We start from the raw sequence: 19,123 nt of genomic DNA on the forward strand, positions 1-19,123 counted from the left end.
GCATGCCGCGCGCCCTCGCCGATCTGCCGCATCACGACGGCTCGCCCCTCTACGTCTCGGGCGAGGCGCCGCGACTCGGCGACACCGTGCGGGTGCGGGTGCGGGTTCCGCGGGCGTTCGGCGGGATGCGGATCGTGCGCACCCGGTCGAACCCGGATCGCGAGCCCCGCTACAGCGACGCGGTGGTCGTCGCCGAGACCCCGGTCGCGGTCTGGTGGGAGGCGCAGATCCTCGTCGAGAACCCCGTGCACGGGTACCGCTTTCTGCTGGAGCGCGAGGATGGCACCACCTGGTGGCTCACCTCGGCCGGCCTCTCGCACACCGAGACCCGCGACATCGACGACTTCCGCCTGGTGAGCTACGACCCCCCGCCGGAGTGGGGGCGCGAGGCCGTGATGTACCAGGTGTTCCCCGACCGTTTCGCGCGCTCCGCGGCCGCCGCCGACCGGCCGCTGCCGGCCTGGGCCGAGCCGGCGCAGTGGAGCGACCCCGTCATCCATGTCGGACCGTCGACGGGAACCCAGTTCTACGGCGGCGACCTGCAGGGGGTGATCGAGCATCTCGACCACCTGGTGCAGCTCGGCGTGAACCTGCTCTACCTGACGCCGGTCTTCCCCGCCGAGTCGAACCATCGCTACAACGCGCTGTCGTTCGATCACGTCGACCCGCTGCTGGGCGGCGACGCGGCGCTCGCGGCGCTGGTGGTGGCGGCGCACGAGAAGGGCATCCGGGTCATCGGCGACCTCACGACGAACCACTCGGGCGACGCGCACGAATGGTTCCGGGCGTCGTACGGCAACCCAGGCTCCCCCGAGAGCGCCTTCTACCTCTGGCTCGATGACGGACAGACCGAGTACGTTTCGTGGCTGGGCTTCTCGAGCCTGCCCAAGTTCAACTGGCAGGCCGACGAGCTGCGCCGGCGCTTCATCGACGGGGTCGACTCGGTGGTCGCGAAGTGGCTGCAGCCGCCGTACTCCCTCGACGGCTGGCGGGTGGATGTCGCCAACATGACGGGCCGTTGGCGCGACGAGGATCTCAACGAGGACGTGCGCCGCACCATCCGGGCCACCATGCGCGAGGTCAACGACGGCACCCTGCTGATCGGCGAGTCGACCAACGACGCCGCCTCCGACTTCCCGGGCGACGCCTGGCACGGCGCGATGACCTACGCCAACTTCACCCGGCCGTTGTGGAACTGGCTCTCGGTGCCCGGCAGCCCCGCGGCGGGCGGCCTCGGCATGACCCTGGGGCGCACGAGCGACTACACCGGCATCGACTTCCACGCCGCGCACCGCGAGTTCGCGGCGGCCTTCCCGTGGCGCACCCGGCTGCACACCATGAACGCGCTCGACACCCACGACACCCCGCGCTTCCTCACCTCGGCGCGGGCAGGGACGGTGCCCGTGGCGTTCGGGCTCGCGGTGACGATGCCGGGCATCCCCGTCGTCTGGGCGGGCGACGAGTTCGGGCTCACGGCATCCGACGGCGAGGAGTCGCGAACCCCGATCCCGTGGGACCGGCTCGACGAGTCGGCCGACACCATCGCGCTCTACCGGCGGCTGATCGCCTTGAAGCGCGCGCATCCGGCTCTCAATGGCGGAGGAATCCGCTGGCTGCACGCCTCCGACGACGCCGTGGCCTTCGTGCGAGAGAGTTCCGAGGAGTGCGTGCTCGTGGTCGCCGCCCGCGCGATCACGACCGTCGACCTGGGCCACGAGCTGCCGGATACCGCCCCCCTGATCGAGGGCGACGTCGAGTGGAAAGACGGTCGCGTCGCGATCGACGGCCCCCGCTTCGCCGCCTGGCAGCTGGCGGGCGTGGCCCTGCCGCACTGGGCGTCGTAGCCGCCCCGTCACGAGTTCGGCGCGGCCGAAGCTGGATGCTAGTCTTTTGCGGTGCCGCGGCCAGCCGCGGATTGCCCCGATAGCTCAGTGGTAGAGCACTTCCATGGTAAGGAAGGGGTCGTCAGTTCAATCCTGACTCGGGGCTCGGTCACTCGTCGGAGCACTTCCACTGCGACGGCGAGCGACTTCCCGGCGGGGTAGCTCAGGTGGTTAGAGCACACGGCTCATAATCGTGGTGTCGCGGGTTCGAGTCCCGCCCTCGCTACTTCAAGAAAAGCCCTGATGCGGGCGATGTTTGTTCATGCCGTTTCCGGTATGCAATCGAACGCAGGCGATGCGTGGCCACGTCTTGGACACAGTGATTGATTGTGGGCCACTTGCTCATAGTCGCTTGCCGCCGTTCCGATCCGCTCTCTACCCGGCGGTCTACAAAAGTGAGCAAAGCACGATAGCGGGCCGTATGTGTCGACTGCTAGTCGGCTCTTTGTCTGACACCCGTATTGGGGTAGACCGTATGTCATTTGTTTCCCCGAACTAACTTCCTCTCGGTTCTGGGCGGCTCTAGTGTTCCCTCGTCGAGGAGTTGTTGAAGCTTCCTCGGTGAGCGATTGGTAGTCGCTGTGACTCTGAAGGGGGACTGCAGAATGGCATTGTTGAGCCCGCAGGGCACGACGTGGCGCAAAGCTGTTGGCCTTGGGGTCATGGCAGTTCTTTCCGTTGCATCCCTAGTTGCGACTGCATCGCCCGTTGCCGCGGCGCAGACGGCTCCTTCGAGGCTGGCAAGTCCGACTTCCCTGCAGTCTGTTGAACGGTCGGCGAGTGCGTTGGCAGCGTCGTCCGGTCGCCCGGTCGTGATCGACAAGTTGACAACGGCGACGACTCAGACCACCGCGGAGCCGGACGGCACGATCCAGTTCGTTTCGAACTCGGTCCCCGTCAGAGCACAGGTCGCTGGCAAGTGGGCACCGATCGATTTTGCGCTCGAAGCCGTTGGTGGCTACCTCGTTCCCAAGGTTGCGGCACAGGCAGTTCGTTTTTCGCCGGGCGGAGCGGGTCCGCTCGCGCAGATTCGGGATGGCTCTGGGAAATGGGTCCAGGAGGGATCACCCTTCGGCGACCTGCCCAAACCGTCGATCACGGGCGCGACGGCAACGTACGCGGATGTTCTCCCTGGCGTGGATCTGAGGCTGACGGCGACCGCGCTCGGCATGTCTGAGATCCTCGTGCTCAAGACGGCAGCCGCGGCGAAGAACTCCAAGCTCAAGTCCGTACATTTCGGGGTGACCGGATCGGCGGTCTCAGCGGACGCGTTTGGAAACGCACGCGCCGGCGCCGACGGCTCCAAGGGTGTCATCGCGGGTTCAGCCACCTGGTGGGATTCGTCCGAAGGATCTGACGCGTCGGGACCCGCCGGCATGATCGCTCCACGCCCGCTGCCGCAAAGCATCACCGCAGACGCGGTCACGCTCTCCGTCGACGCAGCCGCCTCGACCCCCGCCGTTCAGTTCCCGCTGTACATCGACCCGGATTGGACCGGCGGGCTGGGTGCCTATTGGTATGTGGACCAGGCCTACGCGAACCAGAGTTACCTGAACGGCAACCAGGCGACCGGCGTGCAGCGCATGGGCTATATCACCGCCGCCTATTCGCCCGACGGTCGGAATCACTTGGCTCGTGCGTTCTGGTCGATGGACACCAGCGGGGTGGCAGGGCGGCACGTTCTCAACGCGCATTTCGACGTGACTCTCACGGGTGCGTTTAACTGCAATACGCCCAGTCAGGCTGACCTGTGGACCACCGCTGGGGCTCCCGTGGGAGGAACGTGGAATCAGACAGGGAATGTGTACGCGTCCATGATCGGTACGGCCACTCCCACCGCTTGCGGCGCTGTGGGTTTTGGCGCCACCGCTGGCGCTGCTGCAGCTGCAAACGCGGGCGCCTCTTCAACGGTCCTTGCCTTGCGTGCTGACAACGAGAACGCCGTCAGCGGATGGAAGAAGTGGGCTCAGTCCGCGTCGCTCACGATCACCTACGACTCGGCCCCAGTCACCCCGGACACCCCCCAGTTCTCGTCTCCGTTCCGGTCGTGCGCCGCTGACGTGAGAAACCCCGCCTTCGTGAACAACGCCGCCTCGGCGCTGACCATGGCTGCCAACTCCAGTGACCCAGACGGCACCAACATCTCTGTTTCGTTCGACATTGCAGGAGTTGACGGCTCGGGAAATCTCGGCAGCACCTTGCACACCTACACCTCAAGCACACATGCGGCTGGCGCGTTCAGCGGCGTGATCCCACAGAACGCCCTTGGCGTCGGCAAGTACGCATGGCGTGCACACGCGTTCGACGGCACTGATTGGTCGGGGTACTCCGGATGGTGCTACTTCGAGGTCCAGAACAGCGGCCCCAGCTTGCCGACCGTGCACGAGGTCAACAGCGGCGGAACCACCATCAGCCCGGCCACCGGAACGGTCGGCAAACCCATCACAGTGAAACTGACCTCCTCCACCCTGGGAACGGCCGCCGCCCAGTTCGGATACTGGTGGACCAACACCGCCGCAGTGAACCCCAGCCCCATCCCACCTGTGACGTTTGGTCCCCGAGACGACTATTACGACGGCAACACCATGCATGACCCGACCGGTCAGCCGCTTTGTCCGGAGCGGGAGGGCGCCGAATGGTTTGCCTGCCCCGACTCATCCGGCAGCGCAACCATTACGGTCGCACCCATCGACGCGCCCCACGCAACCCTCTGGGTTGTCGCCTACGACGGAGCCGGCAACGTCTCGACCAACCTTGCAACGAGCACCGACCCGTCTGAGGCGACAGGACTCGAGGTCGCAACGTCTGGCGATACGACCTCAGTCCAATACGCCAACTCAAGCGGCGGTGACTTCTGGAACGCCGACGACTTCACCTCCGGAACGATCCCCGACCGCAACTCAAGCCACTCGACGAGCAACATGACCGTACCCGCCGACGACATCGAAGCGATGCCCGGCGACAGCCCACTCGCCGACGCTCAGACGCTGAGCTTCCACGGCGGAACGGACACCCTATACGACTTCCCGTCGTCGTCCGGCTGGGCATCAGCGACATTCTCGACGTTGAACTGGACGACGAACTGGAGTCCTCCGGCGGTCAACCTGGGCGAGATCAAGCCCTACCCGACAGACGGATCCACCACTGTGCCCGACGGCATGACCACGCTGTACGACTGCCTCGGCTCGTTCCATTACAGCGCCATCACGGCGAACTGCAACGGCACCAACAACGCCGCGCATCCAATCGGCTTGATCTGGACCGCCTCCACGGCAAGCCAGAACGCGACCTCACCTCTCTACTATTGCGGCGTCGGTGTCCAGGAGACTCACACCCTATGCAGCGGGGGCAGCTTGCTCGGATACGTCCAACCCGCGTTCGAACAGGGAACGGCGCTGGATACCGTTGCCCTGGGCAGCGACGACACCACGCACGGCTGGACCATCTCAGCCTGGGTCGACTTCAACCCGAATGGCGAAGATCTGAGCGGGATGCCCTACACGAGCATGGCGCTCGGGTACGACAACACCTTCGGCGTTGGAGTCGCGCCCGACGGCAGGTGGCAGCTGTGCTGGCCTGATTGGGGTCCGCCCGCATACACGCCCTGCATCACCGGCCCCAACGTCACACCGAGCACCTGGACCTACATCAGCGTGATCTGGGATCCGGTAAACAGCCAACTCCGACTCGTCGTCAACGGCCAGGTCAGCAACGCAACCGTGGCGTCGCGTCAGTCCCAGAGCACCATGGGCGGCCCGACCAACCACACCCTCCTGGTGGGGGCTGGCGCCGCGGACCAATCGACGGAATGGAACGGCTACATCGACGACATCACAAGCTTCCCGGGTGTCGCCGACAGTCTCCAGCTCGCCAACTTGAAGAATGAGAATGCCCCCCAATGAGCACCATCGTGCGCCGCGTGGCACGAACCGGTCTGATCGCCGGGGCCGCAACGATTGCCCTTCTCGCGTCGACCTTGGCGGGAGTTGCCGAGCCAGCCGAAGCTGCCGCGCCGAAGCCGAACCTCGGAACACAGGTCACCGGACACAGCGCCACAGCTCTCAACGAATCGACGCCTCCGAAGTCATCGACCTCGATTGCGGTGACGCAGGACAACCTCGGTGGGAGCGAGTCGAACGATGTCGCACTCCCAGCTAGCGGCAGCACCCGTCAGACGACCCACGATCTGAAGAACAGGGCGAGCGCATCGGTCGCATCTGGATGGGCGACGTTCGGAAGTCATGGTCTGCAGGCGGCCCGAGCCAAACCGGCGAAGGCGAACTCGAAGTCCTCCGTTGGCGCCATCGCGGTCACGCTACTCGGGCATGACGACGCCAAGAAGTACGGAATCAACGGGGTGGCGTTCGCGATCACCGCCCGCGATGGCGGCACGAGCCCCGCACCTGTCGCGCTCAAGATTCCGGACGCGTTGCTGGCGTCAAGTTATGGGGCCGACTATGCATCCCGGGTGCGGTGGGTCCAGCTGACGATGCCGGCGAAGCCTTCGAAGAAGGCGCTCTCGAGCGGCAAGTTGTCCCCGGTCGCGGCCACCGCGTCAGGTGACAGCGCGATCGTCACACCTCAGCTCGCGAAGGCGACGACGCTTCTTGTTCCGATGTCCACACCCACGGGTGCGGACGGCACCGGTTCCTTCGCAGCAACGCCGATCAAGCCCTCGAGCACTTGGGATGTCTCGGCGCAAACCGGCGGCTTCTCCTGGTCCTACCCTCTCCGGGTACCTCCTGCACCGGCCGGACCGCAGCCCAACGTAGCCCTGAATTACGACTCGCAGGCGGTCGACGGTGAGACAGGCTCCACTAACAACCAGACCTCCGCGGTCGGCGAAGGTTGGGACCTCGGCGGCGCCGGATACATCGAAACCCACTACATCGGCTGTTCTCAGGACAGCGGTTCCAGCGGTTCCGTCGCGAGCAGCGGAGACCTGTGCTGGAAGACCGACAACGCGACCCTCTCGCTCGGCGGTCACTCCTCGCCGCTTGTGCGCGACAGCGCTAGTGGCACCTGGAAGTTGCAGAACGACGACGGCAGCCGAGTCGAGCACCTCGTCGGTGCAGCGCAGGGCTGCGGCGCGTCTAACGGGACCTGGGACGACGACTGCTGGCGGGTCACCACCCTGGATGGCACCCAGTACTACTTCGGCTTGAACCAGCTCCCAGGTTGGAGCACCGGCAAAGCGACAACGAACTCGGCGTGGACGGTACCGGTGTTCGGCAACGACGCCGGTGAACCGTGCCATGCCTCGACGTTCGCAGCATCTTCTTGCGATCAAGGATGGCGCTGGAACCTCGACTACGTGGTGGACCCGCACCAGAACGCAGAAGCCTTCTACTGGTCCAAGGAGACCAACAACTATCAGCGGAACGGTTCCACCGCGGTCGGATATGTCCGCGGTGGCCAGCTGGACCACATCGACTACGGTCTGCGAAGTGGCGATGTGTACACAGCAAACGATGCCACCGACCGGGTGACTTTCACTTACGACCAGTTTGGGCGTTGCAGCGACAGCAGCCACGCAAGCTGCACGACGGAACCCCTCGGGGCGGGAACGGCGCCGGCCCAGGCATCCAGCTACCCCGATGTGCCATTCGATGAACTCTGCACCTCGGGCGCCTGCACCACCCAACTCAGCCCGACCTTCTGGTCCACGGCGATGCTCGACACCGTCACCACCCAGTACAGCGACGGGGCCGGCAACTACAAGGCTGCTGACACCTGGGACCTCAGTCATTCCTTCCCGGACCCGGGCGATGCCACCCACGCTGCCCTCTGGTTGACACAGGTCGTGCACACCGGTCACGCCGGGACGGCCACCCTCGCCGAACCGGCAACCGTGTTCTCCGGCGTCACTATGCAGAACAGGGTGTGGGCCATCGACGGCCTCGCCCCATTGGACAAGTACCGAATCTCGGCCATCCGGGAGTCGACGGGTGCGGTCATCTCCGTGAACTACGCGACCCCTGACTGCACCACAAGCAACGCCTCGGCGATCGAGTCAGCGCCGGAGAGCAACACTCACCGCTGCTATCCGCAATGGTGGACACCGGACACCACCTACCCTCAGCCCGCCCAAGAAGACCTCTTCAACAAATACGTGGTCACCTCGGTCGTCTCCGACCCGAAAACCGGAGGCGGTGCCGACCTTCCGCAGGAGACCGACTACGTCTACACCGGCACCCCGGCGTGGCGATACGACACGTCACCGTTCACTCCGGACAGCCAGCGCACCTGGTCCGCCTACGCCGGTTACGACACCGTCGAGGTGCGCACCGGCGACCCCAGCAGCCCATCAACGCAACAGACCACCGCGTACACATTCTTCCGGGGACTCGACGGCGACCGCGCGTCCATCTCCGGCGGCACCAAGAGCATCTCAGTGACCGGCTACCCCGGAGTCGCGGACTCGAGATGGCTCGCCGGTCGCACCTACGATGCGAAAACCCTCAACGGTGTTGGCGGCGCAATCGTCTCCGAAACGCGAACCACTCCCTGGTCATCTGCCATCACCGCGTCCAACGGCACCGACGTTGCGAAACTCGTCGCCGACGGCGACGTGCTCACCACCCAACCCCTTTCCGGCGGAGGCAGCCGCACCACGGACGTCGCCACGACATTCGACTCGAGTTACGGACTGCCCTTGACAGTCAGCACAGTGCACTCCGATGGCGCATCCACCTGTTCGACCACCAGCTACGTGACCCCGAACACCACGGCGTGGCTCATCGGCTACCCCAAGCAGCAAACGAGCGTCGCCAAGGACTGCGCTCACCTCGGCACCGCCGTCTACCCGGCCGACGCGATCAGCGACCGCAAGATCACCTACGACGGCGCAGCCTGGGGCGCAGCGCCAAACGCGGGTGACGCTACCAGCTCCTCCGAGGTGGACAGCTACACCGGATCGACAGCCAGCTCAGCGCACTGGGCGACCGACCATCAGCAAAGCTACGACGCCTTCGGTCGAGCGCTCACGGCAACCGATGTCCTGGGACACACGAGTTCGACCGCCTACACACCGGCCGCCACTGCGGCCGCAGGAAGCGGTCCGCTGACGAAGACCGTCACGACCAACACGGCACCGTTCAACTGGACCACCACCACCCAGATCAACCCGGCCTGGGGAGTTGAGACCTCCTACAGCGACGAAAACGCCAAGGTTACGACCGCCAACTACGACGCTCTGGGTCAACGCACTCAGGTGTGGATTCCGATCCGACCGCAAGGCAGCAACCCGAGCTCGCCGTCCATCGCCTACAGCTACAACGAGTCCACGACGGTGCCGAACACGATCGTCACAACGAAGGTCGGGCCGGCGAGCAACCTCGTCAGCTACCAACTGTTCGATGGACTCGGACGAGCCGTCCAAACCCAGACGAACGCCGACGCCGGTGGAGGCAGCATCGTCTCCGACACCGCCTACGACCCCGCCGGACTCGTCACCAGAGTCAACAACTCCTACTGGGCGACCGCTAACCCGTCGACTGCTCTCTTCGTTCCAACATCGGAATCCCAGATCGCCTCCGAGACCCGCACCCTATATGACGGCGCTGGTCGTTCGACCGCGACCATCCTGGACTCCTTCGGAACCGAGAAGCACCGAACCTCGACGGCCTACCTTGGAGCCGACCGAGTCGACACGACCCCGCCCCAGGGCGGAACCCCGACCTCCCAGTACACGGACAGCAGCGGCAACGTCACCAAGCTCGTTCAATACCTGGCCGACACCCCCCTGTCGACCGCGACCACGGAGACAACAAACTACGGGTACGACGCCTCCAAGCACATGACCACGATGACCGACCCAGCCGGAAACCACTGGACCTGGGGGTACGACGTCCTTGGCCACAAGGTCCAAGCGGTCGACCCCGACACCGGAACCACCACGTCAAGCTACGACGACGCCGGCGAAGTCCTCAGCATCACGGACGGGCGCGGACAGCAGCTCTCCTACTCCTACGACGCTCTCGGCAGACAGACCGCCAAGTACGCTGGGACGACCTCCGGGAGCCTGCTCGCATCGTGGACCTTCGACACGCTGGCCAACGGGCAACTCACCGAGTCCAAGACCTACGTTGGATCAACCCCAGGCTCACCAGGCGCCGCCTACGCGTCCACCGAGGGCGGCTATGACGCCAACTACAACCCGACTAGCACCACGGTCACCCTCCCGGCGTCGGCACCGAACTTCGGCGCAACAACCTACAAGACCTCCTACCTGTATGCCGCAGACGGGTCGATCTCCCAAGCGACCTACCCCGCAGCGGGAGGCCTGTCGATCGAGAAGCTCAAGTACTCCTACTCCGCCACCGGGCAACTGCTCGGAGAGGCCGGCACCAACGTCATCCTGAGCACCATCGACTACACGCCCATAGGGCAGATCTCGCAGTACGCACGAACCGGCGGATCAACTCCCGAGTACACGGACTACTCCTACGACCCCGCCACCGGAGCCGTCGCCGAAATTCTCGATCAAACCTTCGCAGGATCGACCCCGACAACGATCAGCGACCGACACTACGGCTACAACGACGCCGGCCTCGTTACTAGCGAAAAGACGACCGCGGATGGGACCGCGACCGATAACCAATGCTTCTCGAACGACCACCTCGGCCAGCTTACCGAAGCCTGGACGCCGGCCAATGGCAACTGCTCGACCAGCCCCACAAGCGGTGCGCTCGGTGGCCCCGCTCCCTACTGGACCCAATACACATTGGACCCCGCGACGGGCAACCGAACCAGCACCACCGACGAGCCCACTAGCGGCAGCGGTACAGCGACGAGCTACAGCTATACCTATCCGGCCGCAGGCACTGCCAACCCTCACGCCGTCCAATCGGTCTCGCCCAGCACCGGCGGGTCGACCACCTTCGGCTACGACAGTGCCGGTAACACCACAACACGCGGCACCGGCACCCTCACCTACGACGCGGACGGACGCGTCAGTTCCATCACCAGCACTGGCCATTCCGAAAATGACATCTACGATGCCAGCGGTCAGCTCCTGTTGAGAACCGACGACAGTGGGTCCACGCTGTTCGTCGGTGGTACCGAGCTCCACAGATCCAACAGCACGGCCGCGGTCAGTGCCGTCCGCACCTACACGGCGAACGGTCAGTCGGTCGCGGAGCGAGCCACCAGCCCTGGAGTCTCTGGGAGCACCCTGCAATGGTTGATCACCGACGCGCAGAACACGGCGACCGCCGAAGTCGACCCGTCCACCGGGAACGCCACGCACCGATACCAGGACCCGTTCGGAAACGCGCGCGGCACCGCCGTGCCCTGGTCGAGTCCGCACGGGTTCCTCAACCAGGAGCAGTCTGCACAGACTGACCTGGTCCAACTCGGCGCGCGCGTCTACGACTCGACGTTGGGACGATTCCTGAGCGTCGACTCGGTCCTCGCCCCAATGAATCCGCTGCAGAACAACGGATACTCGTACGCTGCAAACAACCCGATCACGAAGGCAGACCCATCCGGCGACTGCTACAACAGCGAAACCGGCGCATTCAATATGCTCCGCAACTGCGCCGGCACCAACCCGCAAAACGGATACCAACCTGGCGCCAACAACATCCCGAAGGCGCCGAAAGCCCCCGGCAACAACCCTATTGCGCAAGGGTTCTTGAATACCGGAAAGCCCGGAAAGGACTTGTTGCATGCCGGTGGCTTCAACCTGGGCGCGGACGGTATCCTCCGCTCAGATGCGAACGCACCTCAACTCCACCTTGGCTACGACGACGGTGACGACGTCTTTATGGATGCGGTCATTCCCGGTGCACGCCACCACAAGTACATCTTCGAGTACGGGGGTAAGAGCTATGTGGTCTGGGTGTGGAAGGGCGAATACGGTCTCTGGGGCGATGGTGCCGAGATCGGGTTATACGATCAAGACTCGCCGGTGGCGGACCCCGGCGGCCATTGGCACGCTAATCCCAGCGACCCGAATCTTCCGAGGATGACGGAGTCCTTGAGCGACAATGGTTCAGAGGTTGCGTCCTTTGCCCCAGCGAAGCCTCAAGCATGGGTTGCTTCGTTCCACCCGGGAGTGATGGACATGAATGGCGACAACTTGCACGTCACAGCCACGGTCACCTTCCGGAATGCCGGGATGTATGACGCGTTTATGAAGAGCCGTGACGTTGCGGGCGTTTGGACGCCCAATCCAACGACTGACACGGCGACATTAAAGTACTAGGAGGGGGTGGGGGCGGTGACGAGACGGGCTCTTGGTGCTGTGGTGGCGTTGATGTGTGCGGGGTTGCTGTCGTCGTGTTCGCTTCTGCCGTCGCATCCCGGCTCGATCCACGACGAGTCGTACCAGAAGACGGACGTGCAGATGCAGCACATTGCGGATGCTGTGAGGAATCATGACGCGGCTGCGTTGAAGAAGATGTTTTCGCCCCGTGCGCGTGAGAAGGCCACCGATTTGGATGGCGGGTTGACTTACTTTCTGTCCGTCTTTCCTTCTGGCCCGGTGACCTGGAAGTCGGAGGGCAACGGGGAGTCAGGAGACAATGTCTTCTTCAAAAAGGCCACCGAGCTCTTTGGCCACTACAAAGTGTCTGCGAGCGGGAAGACGTACGAGCTGTACTTCGCGTACTTCTCGGTCAATGATTTCCACCCGGACGAAGTCGGGATATACGCGTTGGGGGTCGAGCCATACGACGCCGATCCGTACACGGCGTCCGGGGCAACGAAGCCGTTCTGGGCGTGGGCCAGTCAGTTTGATATCGAAAAGCACGCCGCTACCGGAATCCCGGGTGTTTACGTTCCCCAGAAGTAAGCCGGGCTACCGCAGCACGTCACGTCTTAGGAGGCAGCAGGTGGTAGAGGCTGAAGTTCAGTCCGAGCGAGCGTAGCCTGACCCGCTTTCCCGGACATGTTGAGTGAGGCGATGATCGTCTCGGAAGGAGTCCGTGTAATGCCTGCTGCTCACCCGCGGGATTTTCGGCTTCGTGCCCTTGGCCTCGTCGCCCAGGGCAACCCGGTCGCTCAGACCGCTCGACGCGAAGAGGTTCTCGACGGAGCAGTTCGTGGCGGAGTCGCGTGAGGCATCTCAGCGCTTCGCGAGTCGGTCTCGCCGCCGCGTGCCCACACTTTGCCCACACATACTGGTCATCGAGGTCACTCATTCGCTATCGACGTCACCGTAGTCATCAGCATTTTCGGGATTGTCGCCGCCTTCGCGGGGCTTCGGTTCGAGCACACGGCTCATAATCGTGGTGTCGCGGGTTCGAGTCCCGCCCTCGCTACCAAAATATGCTGATCAGAGGCTGGTTTTGGTTGCTGGTCGGACTGATTTCGGTCAGGCAGAGTTATCGGCATCTGGGTGACATTCCTGTCATACGTTGACATTTGGCGTCGTGATGCCTGCAGAAACTCCGCACAAACGCATGCTGCCTGACGGTTTCTGGAGCGCGGCGACCAGGCGCGCGAGTCCGTCTTCGTGGACGATCAGCTTCGTGGACCTCGCCCGACCGAGTACTAGTTCGGGCCGTTTGGCCCCGATCGAATACGACACCATCATGACCACACGAGCCGTACCCGCTGCCTAATAGAACGAGTAACTGAAACCGTCAGCAGTCCCGTCTGCTCGCGAAGGTGGTGTCTTGAACCTCGGGCAAAGTCCAGGAGCCAACTGAACTTGAGGACTACACATCAGCCGTTCAGCGCTGCGGTCGGTGGTGTACGTGCTGCTCGAAGTGCGGGGTATAGGCCCGCCGCTCCTCCGATGAGCAGAGTGGCACCGATCCCGATCACCAATGCTCCAGGAGGCAGGGAGGTCGGCCAGCCGTTGGCGACGGCGAAGGTCGCCGTCACCGCGGCGCCGAGGACCACCCCGAGCACCCCGCCCAGCGCGGACAAGAGGAGCGCCTCTGCCAGGAACTGCGAGCGGATGTGGCCTCTGGTCGCCCCGAGCGCTCGTCGTAGCCCGATCTCGCGACGCCGTTCGAGCACCGAGATGATCATCGTGTTGGCCACCCCGATCCCCCCGACGAGCAGGGCGACGGAGCCGAGGCCGACCAGCAGGCCGGTGAAGGCCTGGTCGGCAGCGTTCTTCGCTGTCAGAGCATCCGATGGTCGGGAGACGCTCACCTGGTCCGGCGCCTGCGGGCTGATGGTGGCAGGCAGCAGTGCGCGCACGTCTTTCACCGAGGCGTCGCTCGAGCGTTCGTAGACGATCGTCGGGCTTCCGCTGAAGCCGAACGCGCTCTCGGCGATCGGGATCCCGATCAGCGCTGACTCGTCGAGCTCGGGGGCGAGCGCCACCGGCTCGAGGATGCCGACGACAGTGAAGAACTGGCCCCCGAGCCAGACCTGGCTGCCTGGGGATACGACGCCGAGTCGTTCAGCGGTCGTCGAGCCGAGCACGACAGCGGGGTATCGGGCGGTCGCTGCGTTCAGCCATGCGCCGCTTCTGACTTTCGCGCCGGTCACCGTGAGCAGCCCGAGATCGGCGGCCTTGACCGTGATGCCGCCGCTCGCATCGGGGCTGATCAGATTGCTGCGGTAGATGTTCTCCCCGGTAAGAGTGCCGGTTCCGCTGACGCTCTCGACGCCTTCCACCAGGCCGACCCTCGCGATCGTATCGGGTGGCAGTGGGGTCTTCTGCCCCAGCAGGCCGTCGGCAGCTTTCGCCGTCAGCAGGTTCGTTCCCAGCGTTGCCAGCTGCTCGTTGAGCCGCGCCTGGCTCGAGGTGGAGATGCCGACGACGGCGATCATCGCGGCGATACCGATCGCGATGCCGAGTGCCGACAGGATGGCACGGGCGGGACGGGTTCGCAGTCCGGTGGTTCCCAGCCGGATCACATCCCGACCCAGCAGCTTCGAGCGGAGGTCGCGCCGTTCGCGGGGCGCGCTCATGCGACTGCCGCCGAATCCGACACTATTCGGCCGTCGCGGATCCGGACCTGCCGCGGGAGCAGCTGGGCGATCTCGATGTCGTGGGTGATCACGACCACCGTTGTCCCCTGGCTGTTCAGTTGGTGCAGCAGTTCGACGATCGTGGCGCCCGACGCCGTGTCGAGGTTGCCGGTCGGCTCATCGGCGAGGAGCAGTGGCGGGTCGCCGACCACTGCCCGGGCGATTGCGACCCGCTGTCGCTCGCCGCCGGAGAGTTGGTGGGGCTTGTGATCCCGGCGGTGGCCGAGGCCGACGCGTTCCAGGGCCGCACCGGCCCGCTCTCGCCGTTCCCGGCTGGGAACGCCTTGGTAGAGGAGCCCATTCGCGACATTGTCGAGGGCCGTGACCCCGTCTGCGAGATGGAACTGCTGGAACACGAACCCGATCCTGTGGGCACGCAGAGCCGAAAGGGCGGCGTCGGAGAGTTCGTGCACATCCAAACCGTCGATGAGGGCTGTGCCGGCCGTGGGACGGTCGAGCGTGCCGATCAGGTTCAGCAGCGTCGACTTGCCGGAACCGCTGGGGCCGACGATCGCGACGAACTCGCCGGTCTCGACCCTGAGATCGACCCCGGCAAGGGCGAGCACCGGGGGCTGGCCGTAGCTGCGCTCCACACCGCTCAGAACGATGATGTCGCTCATGCTGCCGGCACCACGACGTTCTGACCCGCGGAGATCCCGTCGCCGGAGACCTCCACGCGACCGCCGGCGAACAAGCCGGTCTTCACCGGTACGCGTCGGGTCGTGCCGTTCGCGTTCACGATCTCGACGCCGAAGGTGCTTGCGGAGATCGCGAGCAACGCATCGATCGGGACGGAGAGCACGTTCTCACGTGTCTCAGAGGGAAAGTCGACGGTGACGCTCGCCTGCTGGAGGTCTCCAGCGGCGGCGGGGTCATCCAGTGCGACGACGACGGGGATCATGACCGATTTTTGCCCGGTCGCGTCGTCGACCTCGGTCGGTACCCCGACGGAGGCGATCACCCCCGCCGTCGACGAGCCGTCGGGCAGGTCGATAGACACCTTGCCGCCCACTTTGGCCAGCGCCTGGTCGGAGAGCCTGACGTTGACCTTGACCTGCTTGTCGAGCCCGGTGAGAGACAGCACGGGGACGCCGGGGCCGGCGTTGGAGCCGACCGACGCATCCAGGGTGGACACGCGAACATCGGTGGGCTGGAAGACGATGCGACCAGGTTCGATCGACCCGGTCACCACCTGACCGGTCGCCCGTTGCCACTTCTTGATCGCGTTCGACGTCGCCCACGTGAACGTGCCGTCGGCATTGCCGGAGAAGTAGCCGAGCGTCGCGAGGTCGTCCTCGAGCTGTTTCACGTCGGGACCGTCAGCCATGCCGGGCTGAAAGGACCGCCAGACCGGGAGCGATCCGTGGAACAGGTAGACGGGGACATTGTCAACGGCGTACAGCTGTTGCCCCAGCCCGATCTGCGCACCCGCGGCCGGCAGGGACGTTATCACGCCACCCAATCCCGCGTTCACGTCGTGGGCATCGGCGTACTCCAGAGTCCCTGACGCCTTCGTGGTGCCCGAGAGCGTGCCCCGTTCGATCCGCGCGGTAGCGGCATCGACCTTCTTCTGCGCGGGAGCGGCGGTGCTCGAGCCGATCGCGTAGGCGCCGGCCAGTCCACCACCTGTGACGAGGAGGGCGGCGACAGCCGCCCCGACGGTCCAGCGCCGGACGCGGCTCGCCCCGCCGTGGGTCTGAGATGCGCGTTGCCTCACGATCAACCGCCGAGAGACGTGGTCGCACCCTGCGCCCCATCGGCACCGCACTTCTGCCTGATGTCCTGAGGGGCGGTGTCGGGAACCTTGAGAGTTTCGCCGGGCTTGGGATCTGCGACGTCCACGCCGTTGTCGCGGAGGCACTTCGCGGCCGCCAGCATGGCTTTCTGGAGTTGGGCGTTCTGCGCGTCCTGTTCCGCCTGGCTCAGGGCGGGCATCGGCCCGAGCTGTGCCTGGCACTTCTTGGCCGCCGCCAACAGGGCATCCTGGTTCGACGAGTCGATCGACGTTCCCGAATTGCCGCCCGTGCCGGGGTCGGGGATGTCGATCCCCTGGTCGCGCATGCAGCCGGCAAAGGCGACCCGCCAGTCCGAGGCGGACGTGGCGCGCGGAGAAGGGCCGCCGGCGGAGGGACTCGAGCCGCCGGGCGAGGAGGCACAGGCGGTGAACGCGAGAAGCAGGGCGGGAGCAATCAGCAGAACCGAGAGCTTCCGCTTGACATTCGAACTGGTCGACATCACGGATGTCCTTTCGTGGGTTGGTGAGCCCAGTCGACCGGTCGGCCCATAACGGCGGCGTTCAAGGAAGCCTTTATGTTTTCGCAAGGGCGGTGATGGTTCACTGACAGGACGAAGATGCGCCCAGGGCGTCAGAAGGAGTGCCGCCGATGCGAGCGCTGGTCGTCGAAGACGAGGTGTATCTCGCCGAAGCCATCCAGACTGCTCTGCGACGCGAAACCATCGCTGCCGACCTCGTGCACGACGGCGACATGGCCCTGGAGTATCTGACCGTGAACGACTACGACGTGGTCATCCTGGACCGAGACATTCCCGGAACTCACGGTGACGCCGTGTGCGCGTGGATCGCTGCTGAACTGCCCACGTGCCGTGTGCTGATGCTGACAGCCGCCCGCACTCTGCACGACAAGGTAGACGGATTCGCGCTGGGGGCTGACGACTATCTCAGCAAGCCGTTCGACTTCCCCGAGCTTGTCGCGCGGTTGCGCGCCCTCGAACGCAGGCCGACTGCGACCCGGCCACCGGTGCTCGACAGCGAGGGCGTCACGCTCGACCCCTTCCGCCGGGAGGTCTACCGCAACGGCAGATTTCTCAGCATCAGCCGCAAGGAGTTCGTCGTGCTCGACTTGCTCATGCGCGCGAACGGCGGTGTTCTGAGCAGCGAGACCCTCTTGGAGAAGGGGTGGGACATGAACGCCGACCCCTTCACGAACACGGTCCGGGTCACGATCTCGAACCTCCGGAAGAAGCTCGGTGATCCCGGAGTGATCCAGACCGTGCCGGGAGTCGGCTACCGGTTCGGGTCCGGCCGATGACGAGCCGCATGGGCGGCATGGCCTTGGACCTCGCACCGTCACGGCGGCGGATCGGCTTCCGCGCCCGTTTGACGCTGACCTATGCCCTCCTGCTGGCCACCATGGGCGCCCTCATGCTCGGCGCGGTGTACGTCTTCATGCGGTTCGTGCCCACCTACGCGATCGTCAGTTCGGATGCGGGGAGCACCGGTGCCACGCCGACTTCGGTTGGTTCGAGCGGCGTTACCAGCCCGAGCGCCAGCGGCACCATGAGTCTGAACCTGGAGACCTCGGCGGACATTCTGAATACCCTGCTGCTCGTCTCGGTGATCGTCTTGCTCCTGCTGACCGCGGCGGGCGGCCTCATCGGCTGGGTGATCGCCGGCCGGATGCTGCGCCCGCTAAAGACCATCAACCGGGCCGCCCAGCTCGCGGCCTCCGGTGAACTCGGCCACCGCCTGCGCCTCGGCGGCCCCCAGGACGAGATGCGCGACCTGGCCGAGACCTTCGACGACATGCTCGCCAAACTCGACCTCGCCTTCCAGGCCCATCAGCGATTCGCCGCCAATGCGTCCCACGAGTTGCGCACGCCGCTCGCCACGACGAAGGCCATGCTCGACATCGCCCTCTCCGACCCCGATCTCGACCTGGCTGGACTGCGCAGGGTCTCGCAGCAGGTGTTGGAAACCAACCGCAGGAACATCGAGACGGTCGAATCCCTGCTCGATCTCGCCGACATCGGCCAGAGTCAGATCGGGCATGAACGTATCCGCCTCGACCGTGCCGCACTCGACGCAATAGGGGAGGCCGCCGCGGAAATAAGCGAGCGTGGCCTGACGATCTCGAGCAACCTCGAGCCGGTCGAGTTCTACGGTGATGCCGTGCTCGTGCACAGAGCCCTGGTCAACCTCGTCCACAACGCCGTGCGACACAATGTTCAGCCGGGCACGGTCGACGTCACCGTTCGGTCAGCCAGCGGCTGGGCTGAATTCCGGATCTCGAACACCGGCCCCCACGTGGACGCATCCGTTGCCGACTCGCTGCGCGAACCCTTCGTGCGCGGCGCCGGCCGGGTGGCTTCGGGATCCCGCGAACGCAGCGGTCACGGGCTCGGGCTCGCGCTCGTCGCGAGTGTGGCCGGAGCTCACCACGGCGAGCTAGAACTCTCCGCCAACGAGGGTGGTGGAATGACCGTCGCCATTCGGCTGCCGATCAACTCCGGCTCGATGCCGATTTCGATCGGAGCGTCGAAGTAGCCGGATCCCTTCCACG

The 19,123-nt window shown here is 65.1% G+C and carries 10 protein-coding genes and 3 tRNA genes; 9 read left to right on the forward strand and 4 right to left on the reverse strand.

Annotation, left to right across the window (positions count from 1 at the left end; translation table 11 throughout):
* Positions 1-2 precede the first annotated feature (2 nt).
* From ACFPJ4_RS10135 to ACFPJ4_RS10165, 7 genes are all read left to right on the forward strand, one after another.
* Positions 3-1,844, forward strand: coding sequence for a glycoside hydrolase family 13 protein (locus ACFPJ4_RS10135; protein WP_386740287.1), 1,842 nt, complete (start codon positions 3-5; stop codon positions 1,842-1,844).
* Positions 1,845-1,917: 73 nt separating this feature from the next.
* Positions 1,918-1,989: transfer RNA gene (locus ACFPJ4_RS10140), tRNA-Thr, on the forward strand.
* A 46-nt stretch (positions 1,990-2,035) separates the two neighbouring features.
* Positions 2,036-2,109 (forward strand) — tRNA-Met (locus ACFPJ4_RS10145).
* A gap of 586 nt (positions 2,110-2,695) precedes the next feature.
* Positions 2,696-5,785 carry a hypothetical protein gene (locus ACFPJ4_RS10150; RefSeq protein ID WP_386740288.1) on the forward strand — a complete coding sequence of 1,030 codons (3,090 nt, stop codon included), beginning with the start codon at positions 2,696-2,698 and terminating at the stop codon, positions 5,783-5,785.
* Positions 5,782-12,093, forward strand: a complete 6,312-nt coding sequence (locus tag ACFPJ4_RS10155) for an RHS repeat-associated core domain-containing protein (protein WP_386740289.1) — start codon at positions 5,782-5,784, stop codon at positions 12,091-12,093. The genes ACFPJ4_RS10150 and ACFPJ4_RS10155 overlap by 4 nt, the downstream gene beginning before the upstream one ends.
* Before the next feature lie 141 nt (positions 12,094-12,234).
* Positions 12,235-12,681, forward strand: coding sequence for a DUF5104 domain-containing protein (locus tag ACFPJ4_RS10160; RefSeq protein WP_386740625.1), 447 nt, complete (start codon positions 12,235-12,237; stop codon positions 12,679-12,681).
* Between the two features lie 401 nt (positions 12,682-13,082).
* Positions 13,083-13,153 (forward strand) — tRNA-Met (locus ACFPJ4_RS10165).
* A 403-nt stretch (positions 13,154-13,556) separates the two neighbouring features.
* Here the strand turns inward: ACFPJ4_RS10165 and ACFPJ4_RS10170 are convergent.
* Genes ACFPJ4_RS10170 through ACFPJ4_RS10185 form a run of 4 tightly spaced genes read right to left on the reverse strand, consistent with a single transcriptional unit; the run spans position 13,557 to position 17,057 of the window.
* Positions 13,557-14,762 (reverse strand): ABC transporter permease, encoded by a 1,206-nt coding sequence (locus ACFPJ4_RS10170; RefSeq protein WP_386740290.1) that lies wholly within the window; start codon positions 14,760-14,762, stop codon positions 13,557-13,559.
* On the reverse strand, positions 14,759-15,442 hold the full coding sequence (locus ACFPJ4_RS10175; protein ID WP_386740291.1) for an ABC transporter ATP-binding protein: 684 nt from the start codon (positions 15,440-15,442) through the stop codon (positions 14,759-14,761). Before ACFPJ4_RS10175 ends, ACFPJ4_RS10170 begins: the two co-directional genes overlap by 4 nt.
* On the reverse strand, positions 15,439-16,539 hold the full coding sequence (locus ACFPJ4_RS10180; protein WP_386740292.1) for an efflux RND transporter periplasmic adaptor subunit: 1,101 nt from the start codon (positions 16,537-16,539) through the stop codon (positions 15,439-15,441). Before ACFPJ4_RS10180 ends, ACFPJ4_RS10175 begins: the two co-directional genes overlap by 4 nt.
* A 2-nt stretch (positions 16,540-16,541) precedes the next feature.
* A complete protein-coding gene (locus ACFPJ4_RS10185; protein ID WP_386740293.1) occupies positions 16,542-17,057 on the reverse strand; it encodes a hypothetical protein in 516 nt (171 codons plus the stop codon).
* 149 nt (positions 17,058-17,206) lie between these two features.
* Between ACFPJ4_RS10185 and ACFPJ4_RS10190 the strand changes: the two genes are divergently transcribed.
* Positions 17,207-17,872: a response regulator transcription factor gene (locus ACFPJ4_RS10190; protein WP_386740294.1), complete on the forward strand. Its 666-nt coding sequence runs from the start codon at positions 17,207-17,209 to the stop codon at positions 17,870-17,872.
* A gap of 8 nt (positions 17,873-17,880) precedes the next feature.
* Positions 17,881-19,107, forward strand: a complete 1,227-nt coding sequence (locus ACFPJ4_RS10195) for a HAMP domain-containing sensor histidine kinase (RefSeq protein ID WP_386740295.1) — start codon at positions 17,881-17,883, stop codon at positions 19,105-19,107.
* The last annotated feature ends 16 nt before the right edge of the window (positions 19,108-19,123 follow it).

This window comes from Lysinimonas soli, from assembly GCF_042655435.1.
In the GTDB taxonomy this organism is placed as follows: Bacteria; Actinomycetota; Actinomycetes; order Actinomycetales; family Microbacteriaceae; genus Lysinimonas; species Lysinimonas soli.